The 13,507-nt window shown below is 51.6% G+C and carries 9 protein-coding genes; 4 read left to right on the top strand and 5 right to left on the bottom strand.

Annotated elements, in window-relative coordinates; genetic code table 11:
* Positions 1–92: 92 nt before the first annotated feature.
* The 3 genes from ACAN56_RS06705 to ACAN56_RS06695 form a co-directional block, all read right to left on the bottom strand.
* A complete protein-coding gene (locus ACAN56_RS06705) occupies positions 93–716 on the bottom strand; it encodes a hypothetical protein (protein ID WP_038590278.1) in 624 nt (207 codons plus the stop codon).
* Positions 717–1,611: 895 nt separating this feature from the next.
* Entirely contained in the window at positions 1,612–2,322 is a 711-nt protein-coding gene (locus ACAN56_RS06700; protein WP_038590275.1) for an SAM-dependent methyltransferase, read from the bottom strand.
* 61 nt (positions 2,323–2,383) lie between these two features.
* Complete coding sequence (locus tag ACAN56_RS06695; protein WP_038590272.1) at positions 2,384–3,268, bottom strand: LysR family transcriptional regulator; 885 nt, start codon at positions 3,266–3,268, stop codon at positions 2,384–2,386.
* A gap of 127 nt (positions 3,269–3,395) precedes the next feature.
* On the opposite strand from ACAN56_RS06695, the gene ACAN56_RS06690 reads away from it, so the two are divergent.
* Complete coding sequence (locus tag ACAN56_RS06690; protein WP_038590269.1) at positions 3,396–4,136, top strand: SDR family NAD(P)-dependent oxidoreductase; 741 nt, start codon at positions 3,396–3,398, stop codon at positions 4,134–4,136.
* Between the two features lie 149 nt (positions 4,137–4,285).
* Here ACAN56_RS06690 and ACAN56_RS06685 read toward each other — a convergent pair whose 3' ends face one another.
* Together ACAN56_RS06685 and ACAN56_RS06680 are read right to left on the bottom strand one after the other, a co-directional pair.
* Entirely contained in the window at positions 4,286–7,927 is a 3,642-nt protein-coding gene (locus ACAN56_RS06685; protein ID WP_379142039.1) for a X2-like carbohydrate binding domain-containing protein, read from the bottom strand.
* A 213-nt stretch (positions 7,928–8,140) separates the two neighbouring features.
* Entirely contained in the window at positions 8,141–9,391 is a 1,251-nt protein-coding gene (locus ACAN56_RS06680) for a purple acid phosphatase family protein (protein WP_379141486.1), read from the bottom strand.
* Between the two features lie 278 nt (positions 9,392–9,669).
* Between ACAN56_RS06680 and ACAN56_RS06675 the strand changes: the two genes are divergently transcribed.
* From ACAN56_RS06675 to ACAN56_RS06665, 3 genes are all read left to right on the top strand, one after another.
* Positions 9,670–10,383 carry a polyphosphate polymerase domain-containing protein gene (locus ACAN56_RS06675; RefSeq protein ID WP_038590263.1) on the top strand — a complete coding sequence of 238 codons (714 nt, stop codon included), beginning with the start codon at positions 9,670–9,672 and terminating at the stop codon, positions 10,381–10,383.
* Between the two features lie 95 nt (positions 10,384–10,478).
* A complete protein-coding gene (locus tag ACAN56_RS06670; RefSeq protein ID WP_379142037.1) occupies positions 10,479–11,138 on the top strand; it encodes a DUF4956 domain-containing protein in 660 nt (219 codons plus the stop codon).
* A 54-nt stretch (positions 11,139–11,192) separates the two neighbouring features.
* A complete protein-coding gene (locus ACAN56_RS06665) occupies positions 11,193–13,043 on the top strand; it encodes a CotH kinase family protein (protein ID WP_379141484.1) in 1,851 nt (616 codons plus the stop codon).
* Positions 13,044–13,507: the final 464 nt, after the last annotated feature.

Below are 13,507 nucleotides of genomic sequence, written 5' to 3'. Positions count from 1 at the left end.
AGTTTTGTAGAGCAGCATCTTACTTAATAGGCTTCGTACAACATCACTCTATTATATAGTGAAATCGCTTTAATTTCACTTCTGGTTAGCTTTCATTTCGCATAATGAAGAATAGCCGCAGCCGCCCGCTCCCGCCGCTCGGCATCTTCACTATGCAGCGCAGCCGTGAGAACAGACAGCGCTTCAGCAATTATCTCTGCATCAACTTTAACAGTGTGTTTCGTTTGCTCAATACCTCCAAGACCCGCATCCGCAAGCCACAGGTCCAGCCTTTCAGGCGGCAGTGTTCCTATATACTGCGAGACTGGCAGGGCATCTGCCAGCAGTTCACCCATCATAGGATTCAGCTCTGCACTAATCAAGCTCTTCAGCCAGGTTACACCTCTCCGGTGACAACGGCCATCTTCCGGATGGTCACAGGCTTCCTCATAGAAATAATCGCCCAGATCGCCAAGGTAGGCCCACTCCCCGTCTGAGATCAATACATAATCTCCGTCCTGCATTGTATGTACAAAGATGTCCAGGCTGTCCAGCGCCTTTTCCAGTTCCGGCCCGTAGTAGGCAGAGGTCTGATGCAGCCGTCTGGCGATTTCTTCGCGGCTTGCCTGTTCCAAATCACCGATGCCGGGATATCCGGCGCAAACATAATTGTCCTGCACAAACTCCGTCATCCGCTCAATCCCAAGCGGCGCCGTCTTCATCTGAAACAGCTTCATATATGCTCTACTCCTTCCATTCTTCCTAACTCCTACGCCATAAGTGAATTATACATTAAGAGCAGCAGCAATTATCCATGGAATATTAGTTAAAAAACTAAGAATAAGCAAGGATAATAGCGCTTACAAGAGGGTTATATGTATAATGGTTCCAGATTCAAATGATACGGCTTTTTACTGCTTATGGGGATCAGGGTATACTATAGACATCAACTCAAGGAACCATACACTGCTAGAAGGAACGCTAATGCGGGCAGGTAAAATCTCTCCGTGAGCAATCTTTTGCAGCTGTAATCCCTGAGCTTGAGACTATATCTTTGATCCTGGCAATAAAGCTTTCAATTTATCCCGGAACGAAATGGTATGAGCTTCTTAAAGCTCAAACGTTGATCATCAATCCAATCGTTACCTGAGGATGATTAGAGAAGATTTAACGGTCAGGATAGGCAAATACACTGCCGCCTCGGACGATTTCTACCCGGCTGAGAACAAAGGATAGGATAAGGAGTCTGAGAAGAACATGGGTATAGTGCTTACAACATAAACCTCTATTGTTGATGAACAATCAATGATAGAGGTTTATGTGTGTTATGCGGGAGCACCCTTGCTTCATTTTGATGCCTATCCTCATTAACGGGAAATGCTGCCGCTAATATAGTCCTTATTCCAAGAAATGAACAACTAACGGGAATCCCGCCCTCTAATTTTATGTTACCAGGGATCATTGGGGTTTATCTCCACGTTAGCGGTAACAATTCCCTATATTATGCCAAAAAGGGGTTTTCAGCTCAAATTAGCGGGTACTTTTACCGCAATATCGCAACAGCTGATATGAAATGAAATTTAACCTCACAGCAATGCGGGCGGTTCCATGGTTTGCTTTATTAGTTGTATTCTATGCAGACTGCATTCCTCTGCTCCTCGTCATCCGCAGCATGCTGTTTGCGCCTTTTTGGAATTCATAGGAGACTTTAAGCTCTTCTGTATTCCAGCCCTGAGTGTGAATATATTCTATTAAACGGTCCATTTCTTCATATCTGCGGCCGGATAGATCGATCAGTGGGAAGATGCGGATTTCTTCACTTGTCACACGCATCAGCTCCTGCAGACTCTGGAGATGAAAATCATAGTCCAGACGGTCACTATACATGAATAGAAAATGCGCGGATAATGTAAGCTCAAAACTTAGATCGGCAAAAGGCAGCTGCGGGAGCACCGCCGAAATATAACGTTCCTCGTTCTGTTGTCTGTCCAAAGTGCTGGCTGTTAACGCTTCGGTTCTTGCCTGCTTCAGCTCTTCGATGGATTTAAACTCATTCCACAGGAAATTCTGCTGCACCTTCCCAAGCTGCAGTATAGCGTGCTGAATATCCTTGATTCCCTTCTCCATCAGAACTTCCGCAGAATGGCAGTAGGCAATATCAGCGGCGACGGCTTCAGCGCCGAGCTGATTCGCCGCAGCCGTGAAAGAGCAAACACCCGCAGGACAATCGAGTATTCTCCGCCCGGCCAGCTCCTCACGCTGCAAATTAAACATCCGCAAATATTCCTCAAAGGTCCGCCCAATCACAACAATCCGCTGTAAATCCAGTTTCGCTCCACTCATCTGATCTCATCTCACCTTTCCTCTTCTCGTCTCGTCCCATCTATCTTGTCTTGTTGCAAAGTTAGCATAACGACAGCTCCCGTTTCAGAAATTGATACAGTCTCAAGCTGGCCGACCGGAGCGGATAACCAGCCACTCTGCAGGCGATTCCGCAGGCCATGTCTACAGCTCCTCCTGCCAGCTGCCGCACTGCCGTTCCCGCCGGTACGGGCGCAAGTGTAGACTCAGGGACAAACGCAAGGCCTAAACCAGCCTCTACGTAGAATTTCAGCGCTGTCATACTGCCGACTTCCATGGTATTCAGCGGCGGTCCGGCGAATTCCTGCAGTACGCTCTCCAATTTTTTGCGGTAGGGGCAATTGACGGCCGTAATCAGCAGCCGATGTCCGCGAAGATGATCTGGAGTCACCTCCGGCAGGTCAGCGAGCGAATGGTCCTCCGGCATTAACAGCACGAATTTCTCCATGAACAGAGGCTCAAAGTGCAGCTCCTTTCCCAGCTCCGGTGCTGAACACAGCACCATGTCGAGTTCCCCGCGGAGCAGCCGCTCGGTGAGCGCCGGCGTTCCGGCGATATCTACCGAGATTTCAATCTTGGGGTAAAGGCTCATGAATTGCTGCAAAAGACGAGGCAGCCGATAGCTGGCAGTAGGATCGGTTGCACCCAGACGGACACTCCCCGCCTCGCCAGATTTCATTTCCGCGAGACTGCTCTGCAACCGTTCCATGTCCTTCACAATGAGCAGGCTCTGTTCATGGAATAGCCGCCCGGCTTCCGTTAAGCTAATCCCCTTGCCGCGTTCGAGCAACTGTACCCCCAGCTGTGATTCCAGCTTCTGTATTTGCATTGTAATCGTCGACTGGGCATAATTCAGCTCTTCCGCCGCACGGTTAAAGCTTCCTGTGCTTACGATCGTCTGGAAGGTAATCAGCGCCTTGAAGTCCATTTCCATTCCCCCATCAAGATTCAATATTAATGAATCATCACTTCAATAAGTTCAATTATACAAAACCAAGTATGCTCTATAAAATAGTCTGTATCAACCCAAAAAGATATTCAAGGAGTGGATGCAGATGGAGCTTACAAACAAAGTGGCGCTCGTAACAGGCGGGGGTACCGGCATAGGCAGAGCCACAAGCCTTGAGCTGGCACGGCTCGGGGCGGTGGTCGCTGTTAATTATTCCCGTTCGGAACAGGAAGCGCTGGAAACTGTTCAACAGATCATTGATCAAGGCGGACAGGCCATCGCGGTACAGGCCGATGTTTCACGGGACGTCGAAGTCCGGGCGATGGTTGAACAAATCGCAGCAACATTCGGCCGTGTGGATGTGCTCATCAATAATGCCAGCATTACAAAGCACATCCCTCTGGAGGATCTCGATGCAGCTACGGAAGAAGTCTGGGATCAATTATTGGATGTCAACGTCAAAGGAATGTTCTTTTGCGCCCGGGCAGTGGCTCCTTATATGAAGCAAAGCAAGCAGGGAGCCATTGTCAACCTCGGCAGCATTGCCGGAAATACCGGCTCCGGCTCCTCTCTTCCTTATGCGGTGTCCAAAGCCGCCGTACATGGACTTACCAAGTCACTGGCCCGCGCGCTTTCACCGGAGATCCGGGTCAATGCTGTGGCTCCGGGAGCCGTCGCGACGAGATGGTGGACCGGCCGGGAAGCGCAGATGCTGCGCCTGGCTCCCAATCTTCTGCTGCAGCAGATCGCCACAGCGGAAGATATCGCCCGGTTCATCTGCTCGGTTGTTGTGCAAGAGGCCTTAACCGGACAGATCATTACCGTCGACAGCGGACAGACTTTATAACAGCAGGCACAGCAAAAACGCCCAACAGCCTCATCTTCCCAATTCACAAAGGAAGATGAGGCTGTTGGTTCAAGAAAATCATGGCTTCTTGCAGCTCATTGTATAATGGATAATCCTGTTATGCCGATCCGGGTTGCGGCCGGATCAGATCAGGAAGGTTCATTCCCCCATACCAGGCTGCCGGAGAGATAGGCCGGAACGCCAGCCCAATCCGCATAACCCGAACCTGACGCGTTAAAGGAATAATCTCCAGTCTGGGTATAATTGCTCCAATCCGCCTTGGATGCCCGCATCTGGATATCCAGGCCCTCCCCTGCTGCCAGGGAACCCGCTGCGCTTGTGAAACCCAGCTCCAAATAATAATCCGCCCCGGTTGTGGCTGCCGGGAGTTTCACAAAGGTGCCGGTAACATTCGCACTGCCGGCCTGTGACCAATCGCAGAAGAAGCTTTGCGGCTGCTCGCCGTCAATCGTGTAATAATATCTGATCTTCACATCCGCCAGCGAAACGGCGCTGGTGCCCGTATTCAGCAGTTTGATCCGCGGATTCAAGACATTCGCCGAAGCCGCTGTGCTGCCATTATACATTTGGACCTTAAGACCACCGGTCACAACCACAGAAGTATCCACTACGGCAACTGCCAGCGACTGGGCGGCCCCGGCGCTGAAATTGAAGCTCAGCGTTGTTGTACCCACCGGCTGTGCCGCCAGATAACCTTTCTTGATCGTGACTGCTGTGCCGCTAACGGTATAATCCGTTCCGGCAGTCAACGTTGCCGTTCCGTTCTTGATCGTGCTTAACGTGTTCCCGTTCAGCGTCAGCGTTACGGCCACATCCGCCTGATTCTCCGTCTTCTTGTCGAAGCTGGCCGTGACCGGCGTAATCGCCGAGTTGCTCGCTGCCGTCGTATCCACTACGGCAACCGCCAGCGACTGGGCGGCTCCGGCGCTGAAATTAAAGCTCAGCGTTGTTGTGCCCACCGGCTGCGAGGCCAAATAACCTTTCTTGATCGTGACTGCTGCGCCGCTAACGGTATAATCCGTTCCGGCAGTCAATGTTGCCTTTCCGTTCTTGATCGCGCTTAACGTGTTCCCGTTCAGCGTCAGTGTTACGGCCACATCCGCCTGATTCGCCGTCTTCTTGTCGAAGCTGGCCGTGACCGGCGTAATCGCCGAGTTGCTCGCTGCCGTCGTATCCACTACAGCAACCGCCAGCGACTGGGCGGCTCCGGCGCTGAAATTAAAGCTCAGCGTTGTTGTGCCCACCGGCTGCGCGGCCAAATAACCTTTCTTGATCGTGACTGCTGTGCCGCTAACGGTATAATCCGTTCCGGCAGTCAATGTTGCCGTTCCGTTCTTGATCGCGCTTAACGTGTTCCCGTTCAGCGTCAGTGTTACGGCCACATCCGCCTGATTCGCCGTCTTCTTATCGAAGCTGGCCGTGACCGGCGTAATGGTGGATCCGGGAGCCGGAGGATTCACCGGATCAGCATAGAGTGTGCCCCGGCCGTTTGTTCCGAGATATACCCGGCCGTATATCCGCGGATCACCGGTTATGGCCATGTTGATTTTCGCATACTGGTGGGCGTCATCATTGATCCGTACCCAAGATGCGCCAACATCATCGGAGCGGAAGACGCCTCTGACGCCATCGATTTGAGCAACCGTATATAGTGACATATAGCTCTGGCCCGGTGCGGCCTTACCGTAACCGATCAGATCAGCTTCCTCGACATTAGACAGCTTGGTGAAGCTGGTTCCCGAATTCACAGAATGCCATAAACCGTATTTGTTCTCGACTGTATTGCCTCCGGCCAGCCAGATATCGCCTTCAATGCCCGGCACTGCCTTCAAGCTGATCTGAGCCTGGTTCGGCTGCAGGCCGTCTACATTATTCGTCGGGAAACCCGCTGCCGGCGTAGCGGTAAAGGTAGCTCCGCCGTCCACACTGACATAGAAGATTCCTGCATAGAACGCATAGAACTTGTTCGCGTTTACACGGTCGGAAGCGATTTTGGCTCCGGCCGGTACCCCGCTGCTTGCCGTCCAGGAGTTGCCCGACGATTTGGTGTAATAGACACCGATATCGGAGGTACTCCACAGGATGGCATTGCCGCTGGCAGATACGGCGACCTGGCCTTGTCCTGCCGTTGTTTTGGTTCCATTCGACGGTTCGGCATTCGGCATATACCAATTAGAACCGCCGTCATTCGAAATCCCAAGCGATTTCATGCTCGGTGTCTTTTCCTTATCGGCTCCGCCAACGCGCACAACGAACGCCGGACTGAGCTCCGCATAATCAATACTTGTCGTTGTCGCCCAGGAAGGGCTCGTTTGGAACTTGACCGGTGCCTGGGTCACATCTTCATACCGGAAGCCGGAGACGTCACCAAGCGCCGTGATCAGATGCGCACTTCCCGACGGCGGGCTGATCAGTCCGAGCACAGCAGTCTCCTCTACGCCCTTGGCCATGACCGAAATATTGACCTTGCCGCCCGTATCCCAAGCAGTCAGGTTATTCGAGCCGTAGATTGTAGCTCCTGTTCCGTACATCATCCGGTTGGAGTTGAACGGGTCAATCTCCAGGTCTCCCATCATCCAGCCGAGCTTTGGTGAAGGATCAAGTGAAGTGGAGGTCGTTCCATGATCCAGCCAAGGTGCTGCGGTAATGTTCATTGCGAATTTATAGGTCCGTTCCGGATAGTTGCCCCAATCCCAGATCCGGCTCCAAGTCGCTCCGCCGTTCGTACTGCGGAAAATAACCTCATCCGGCCACCAGGCATTCAGACTGGAGACCATCAGCGTATTCGGATTCTGGGCATCGACAGCAAGTCCTCCGAAGCCGTACCAATTATCCGTTCCGGTCGTCGGGCTGATATTCGTCCAGGCACCGCTGGTTTTATTAAATTTCCAGACTTCACCTTTGCTGCCGTCATAGGGTCCTACGCCATTGCTGTACGTAATGTACAGATCCCCGGTTGAGGAAAGCACGCCATGATGAGGCAGAAAACCGGTGGGCTGTCCGGGAAGCGCGGACCAGGTAACGCCGCCGTCGGTGCTGCGGTACACGCTGCTTGCCGTATCCGCTACGCCGACATAAATTGTTCCCGTAGCACTGCCGGGTGTGCCTGTGCTTTTGTCAAAAGTAATCCAGGATAATCCGACGAGGTCATTGCCATAATCGAGCGTCGGGTTCTGAATATAAGTGCCTACATTAGGAAAAGAGCTTACTTTGGACCAGGTTACTCCCGAGTCCGTACTTTTCCACAACCCGTTGCCGCTGCGTGCCCCGAAGAACAGGATGTTGTTCTTATTGGGGTCGATAACCAGACGCTCACCGGCCGAACGGCCGGGCATATTGCCGCCAACCTTGAACGGCAGCGCTGTCGTCTGCCACGTATTGCCCCGGTCGCTGGAACGCATAATCTGCCCGTTGTCATCCCAGTGGTTCGTGTACGTGCCGGTAGCCATGTATACTTTGTCCGGATCGACAGGGTCTGTAGCCAGCGCATCCACCCCGTTCTTGTTCCAGTCGACCCAGCCCACGGCATCACTGATGGAAATCCAGCTGCCAGTGGCCTGATTCCAGCGGTAGGCGCCCCCGATGTCGGTACGCGCATAGATCAGATTCGGTTCAGTTTGGTTAAAAATAATGCCCGGCACAAACCCTCCGCCCGCACCGGTGACGACACTTTTCCAGTTGTAAGCTTCACTTGCAGCAGCATGGGCAGCCGCCGGAAAGGCGGTAAACAAAGAGCTAGACATCGCGGCCAGCAGGACAATTAATCCCATTCTTCGGATACGGTTACGAATCACGAACCACGCCTCCTATGATTGCTTTACTTTGTTAACGCTTTCATTATAGAGTGTAAGCAGGATTCATAGTGAGGGAAAATGGTTCAAACTTGGAGAATTCCGTCTTCTGTTATCGTACCATTTTCACACTAATTATTACATTTATAGTAAAAAACTCTCCTGACGGAATGTCAGAAGAGTCTTACTATCTTAATGCTTCAACAGAAACTCGTCGAGTTTGTTGCCATCCACATCATAGGCCTGATAGCTCAATGTATTTCCGCTGACCGTAATTCCGGCGTACATCTGCTTATTGTTCTGGAAATGAACCTGATGATAGTACTGATCCTCTTTCTTCTCGTTGAATTTTGCGCCGGAGGCGTTGGTCACCACGTACACCGTTCCTCCTCCGGTACCTGCAGAATTCCCGCCCTGCGGGACGACTTTTCCGGCAAGCAGCGGATATGATCTGGAATATTCATGATTATGTCCCTGGAGCACCAGATCAACCCTATACTTGTCAAATATCTCTGTCCAGTCCTCCAGCTTCTTATACATGTTCCCGCCATATGCCGGACGGTGCAGCGCTACGATTTTCCACGGTTTATCTGTAAGGGCCAGATCCTTCTTCAGCCACTTGGCCTGGCTCTTCAGGTGGCTCTCCGTATTCAGCACCGTCACATGCACAGGTCCATAATCAAAAGAATATGAGGTTCCGGCAATGGATTCCGGGTCACCGTTATCCGGAAGGTTGAAATGCGAAGTAAAGCTTGCTGCCTGCCCGTCGACCTCATCATGGTTGCCGGTGACAGGCATCAGCGGAATGCCCGGCACCCACCCCTGCACATTGCCGAAAAAGTCATCCCATGCACCTGAATCCTCCGGCTCTTCCGTCAAATCCCCGTTATGTACGATAAATTTCGCCGCCGGGAAGGTCTGGAACGCCTTGTCCAGCGTATTGCCCCATAATTTAAAATCCGCCGCCGTCTCCCCTTGCGAATCGGTTACATTGATAAAGGTTACGCTCTCGCTGTCCGCTTCCGCCGTGGTGAACGTAGCTGCTGTGCTCCATTCGCCTTCTTTCCCGCTGCCTGCCCTATAGGTATACAGCGTTCCCGGCTCAAGCCCGGTCACTTCAGCTTTATGTACGCCTCTTTTGCCATCATCTGTTTTGATCACGCTGTCTATAGCCTGCACCTTGACAACATTTCCTGCTGTAAATGCGGCGCTTTTTCCTTTCACAACCTCAAGCCGTCCCTCCGCGCCCGGATCTCCGGTAAACCAGGTGAACGCACGGCTGGTCTCCGCATCTTCCTTAAAGGTAGTGACCAGATCATACGGAGCACTGCTTTCTCCAGGTCGGGCAGTCCGCTCCGATTTAAGCCATTCCAGGCCAAGGGCCAGCAAGACCAATACAACTACGATGATTACAACAATAATCAACACTTTAAAATCCTTCATGCCCATCCCTCCCTCATCGCTTGATTTCCAATAAACAACAGTCCGGATTCTAGCTTTCTGTCTATAAAAGATAGCCTCCCTCATAGACAGAAGTCAAATAACCCTCCCTAAAACCTCACATAACGGCGTCATTTGTTAACGCAATGTAAAAACTTTCAGCTAACGTTCAGGCAGATTTAAGAAAATCATAAGGTCCGTCACTTAATATGGGTTCAGTAGCAAGCTTTAGGCGCAGCGGTGACCAAAGCCAAACTTTTGAGTGAGAAATGGGGTGTGAGATGAATAAGAAGCTGCAATTCCGGCATGAATTGAAATTTTTCATTAACTATCATCAATACCTTATTTTGCGGCAGCGGCTGCAGAGCTTGATAGATACCGATCAGAACGCGAACGACAGCGGGGAGTACCATATCCGCAGCCTGTATTTTGATGATATTAACAATTCGGCCCTTTCGGACAAGCTGGGCGGACTTAGAGAACGCGCCAAATACCGGATCCGCATCTACAACGTACAGGACGATGTCATACACTTTGAGAAAAAAATCAAAATGGACGACTACATCGCCAAGATCAAGGAACCGCTGACCCGCGAAATGTATGATCAGATTATGGCCGGCAATTACGAGGTGCTGAACGTTCCGCAAAGTCCTTTGTTTATGGAGCTCTATAACCAGATGCGCCACAATTTGCTGCGTCCCAAAGTGATCGTCGATTATGTCCGCGAACCTTACGTCTGCCATAACGGCAATGTGCGGATCACTTTTGACAAGGAGCTGCGTACGGGACTGCATGAGACGGACATTTTTGATAAAGAGCTTCAGCCGGTCCGGGCGCTTGATGAGAACTTCATTATTTTCGAGGTCAAATTTGATGAATACATACCGGAGTACATCAAAATAGCGCTGCAGCTAAACGGTTTAAACCGGCAATCCGCTTCGAAATACGTCATTTGCCGCAAATTTCTAAAAACCAATACTTGGGAGGATTATTAATGAGCATTTTATCCACACTGGGGGCAGCCACGGCCACGCAGACTATAGCTGCAACCGCAGGGCAAGAGAACGATACGGCCACAACTTTTTCCGATATGATTAAAAATTCGGTCGTAGACAACTTCGTTTCCGATATCAGCATCTCCAAAATCCTGATCACGCTCGGCGTCGCTTTTCTGATCGGATTCTTCATCTACCTGCTCTACAAACGTGTGTTCAGCGGCGTATTATACTCCAAAAGCTTCAACGTGTCCCTGATGGGCATGACTATGATCACCGCAACTGTCATTATCGCCATCAACTCCAACCTTGTGCTCTCGCTCGGTATGGTCGGCGCTTTGTCCATCGTCCGTTTCAGAACGCCGATCAAAGATCCAACGGATCTGATTTTCCTGTTCTGGGCAGCCGTTGCAGGGATCGTTACCGGTGCAGGATTTTTCACGCTGGCGATTATCGGCTCGATCATTATCGGTCTGATTCTCTTCCTGTTCATTAAACATTCTTCAGTCGAAACTCCGTACCTGCTGGTGCTTAACTGTGAAGGCGATGACAGCGAACGTGAGGTGCACAGCCATCTGAACAAAGCCGTAAAACGTTACAACATCAAGCAAAAAACCGTAACCACAGGCAATATCGAGCTTACGCTTGAGCTGCGTCTGGACGACAAGGAAGGCGGCTTTGTAAACACCGTCTCCGATATTGCAGGTGTCAAAAACGCCTTGCTGATCAGCTATAGCGGCGACTATGTATCTTAAGTCCCGGCCTTATGGAAGCAACAGAATATTCAATGAGGAAAGGCGGTGCTGAAGATGAAAGCACGCGGTAAGCTGACCCTGCTGATTCTTTGTTGCCTGCTGCTGGTTATCGCTATGGCGGGTTGTCAGATTGCAAATCCTTCTGCGGACAATAACAGTATTACGGATACGCAGGAAAAAGCGGTATCAAGCGAGGAACAAAGTCTGGATACGGAGGTGTTCCCGAAGGACAAGGTTGTTGATGTTAAAATCACCCTGGACCCGGATGATTTCCAGGATATGCTGGACAATGCCAGCGCCGAGGAATACAAGACAGCCTCCGTGGAATACAACGGGATCAAAATGGACAATGTGGCCGTGCGGACCAAAGGCAACTTAAGCCTGCGCAGTGTTGTGCAGATGGCGGACTCCGACCGTTACAGCTTCAAGATTTCTTTTGACGAGTATGTGAACCAGAATTTATTCGGCATTACCAAAATCAACCTCAACAACAACTACAGCGATGCCTCCTATATGCGGGAGTTTCTGACCTATGAGCTGGCGGAGAGCATCGGTCTTCCGACACCTAAATACTCCTTCGTCAACGTCTACGTCAACGATGAACTGAAGGGTTTCTATCTCGCGGTGGAACAGATCGGCGACGCCTATCTGGAGCGCAACTTCGGTAATTCCTATGGTGCGTTATATAAAGGTGTAATGACCGGCCAAGGCAGTGATTTGACCTGGCTCGGCGACGATGCTTCACTCTACACGGGACTTGAGCTGAAGTCCGAAAAATCAAACGATGACATTGTGGTCGACATGCTGGATGAACTGAACAACGGCACCGACTATGAGAAGTATATCGATATCGACGATGCTTTGGGGTATATTGCACTGAATGCCGTGACTGGCAATATGGACAGCTACCTTGGAGGAAACAAGCAGAATTATTACCTCTATGAAGATGAAGGAATCTTCTCGATCCTGCCTTGGGATTATAATATGGCTTTTGGCGGGATGGGCGGCTCGGATGTGCTGATTGACGAACCAACCCAAGGCGCTCTTGCCGAACGTCCGCTGGTGGCCAAGCTGCTGGCGAACGAGGAATACAAGACGAAATATCATGAGATGATCCACGATATGCTGGATGGTTATCTGCAGAACGATACGTTCAAGGTGCGGATTCAGGAGCTGGACACGATGATCTCCAGCTACGTGAAGGCTGATCCATCCGCCTTCTACACGTTCGAGCAATACGAGAGTGGAATTATCTCCGTGGAGACCTTCATGTCCACCATGGCCAGTTCGGTCTCCCAGCAGCTGGACGGCACCCTTCCTTCCTCCGGTGACGGAACAGGAAGCGGCATGGGCGGTGGTCCAGGTGGTGGTCCAGGCGGCGGCTTTGGCGGCGCAGGCGGGCAGGCGCCAACGGGTGCGAATGGCGCTGGTGCGGCGGCTTCCGGGCAAGGCGCCAACGGCGCAGCGGCTCCGGGGCAAGGCGCCATCGGCGCGACGGCTCCGGGGCAAGGCGCCATCGGCGCGGCGGCGACCGGGCAAGGTGCCATCGGCGCAGCGGCTCCGGGGCAAGGCGCCAACGGCGCGGCGGCTCCGGGGCAAGGCGCCATCGGCGCGGTTGCACCGGGGCAAGTTCCGGCAGACGGGCAGGCCGCGCAAGGCGGTGCGCCGGGTGCCATGGGCGGACCGGCGATGCTTCAAGGCGGCAACGGTCCTGGCGGTGATATGACCGGCGGCTTCGGCGGTGGTGGCTTTGGCGGTGGCGGCATGGGCGGCGGCGAGTTTGGCGGAGCAGGCGGTGCGCAGCAACCGGGCAGCACAAGCGAAGCCATCACAACCGGCGTGTCCATCGTTGTGCTTCTGCTTGCAGCAGCGTTTATCACCTTCTACAAACGCAAACGTCTGTAAACTGTGCAAGCTGAACTTAAGAACTAGATAATGTAAACCGGTGAATACCATAAAATAAGTTTAGTTGGGTTCACGGGAAAAGATTCTTAAGTTCGCTTTGTATTTAACTGTATTTCATACAGCTCTAATCCAAGATATTGCGTCGAACCGAAGAATAATTGCACTGTGTGCACTTAAAATGAGGCATTTGGAATAAACGGGTATTATTTGATATTTATAATTGCACAAAATACAATTATTACTTAAAAACCCCAAATATGGGCCATTTTTATTGCACAAAATACAGTTATTTCGGCAGGACGCGGCTCTGCTAACCTCTCAGACATGTGTCCGTGCAGCCTAGCAACTAAATACTGGTGGAAGGCAACTTCCGGCAAGTGGAGCCTCAGACGGGTGATCGTCTGAGGCTCTTTTGTTTTTAGAATATGTTAGCTGCCGTATGCCGTACACTTCAGATCTTATCC

It is taken from the genome of Paenibacillus paludis (genome assembly GCF_042610515.1).
In the GTDB taxonomy this organism is placed as follows: Bacteria; Bacillota; Bacilli; order Paenibacillales; family Paenibacillaceae; genus Paenibacillus_AQ.
Note: the sequence above shows the minus strand (reverse complement) of the source record. Positions and strands in the feature narration are given on the sequence as shown.

Coding starts and splice junctions, on each gene's coding strand:
- ACAN56_RS06700 (WP_038590275.1), bottom strand. CDS start 2,322: ATGAGTGGAGCGAAACTGGATTTACAGCGGATTGTTGTGATTGGGCGG.
- ACAN56_RS06675 (WP_038590263.1), top strand. CDS start 9,670: ATGAATAAGAAGCTGCAATTCCGGCATGAATTGAAATTTTTCATTAAC.
- ACAN56_RS06680 (WP_379141486.1), bottom strand. CDS start 9,391: ATGAAGGATTTTAAAGTGTTGATTATTGTTGTAATCATCGTAGTTGTA.
- ACAN56_RS06695 (WP_038590272.1), bottom strand. CDS start 3,268: ATGGACTTCAAGGCGCTGATTACCTTCCAGACGATCGTAAGCACAGGA.
- ACAN56_RS06670 (WP_379142037.1), top strand. CDS start 10,479: ATGATTAAAAATTCGGTCGTAGACAACTTCGTTTCCGATATCAGCATC.
- ACAN56_RS06685 (WP_379142039.1), bottom strand. CDS start 7,927: ATGGGATTAATTGTCCTGCTGGCCGCGATGTCTAGCTCTTTGTTTACC.
- ACAN56_RS06705 (WP_038590278.1), bottom strand. CDS start 716: ATGAAGCTGTTTCAGATGAAGACGGCGCCGCTTGGGATTGAGCGGATG.
- ACAN56_RS06665 (WP_379141484.1), top strand. CDS start 11,193: ATGAAAGCACGCGGTAAGCTGACCCTGCTGATTCTTTGTTGCCTGCTG.
- ACAN56_RS06690 (WP_038590269.1), top strand. CDS start 3,396: ATGGAGCTTACAAACAAAGTGGCGCTCGTAACAGGCGGGGGTACCGGC.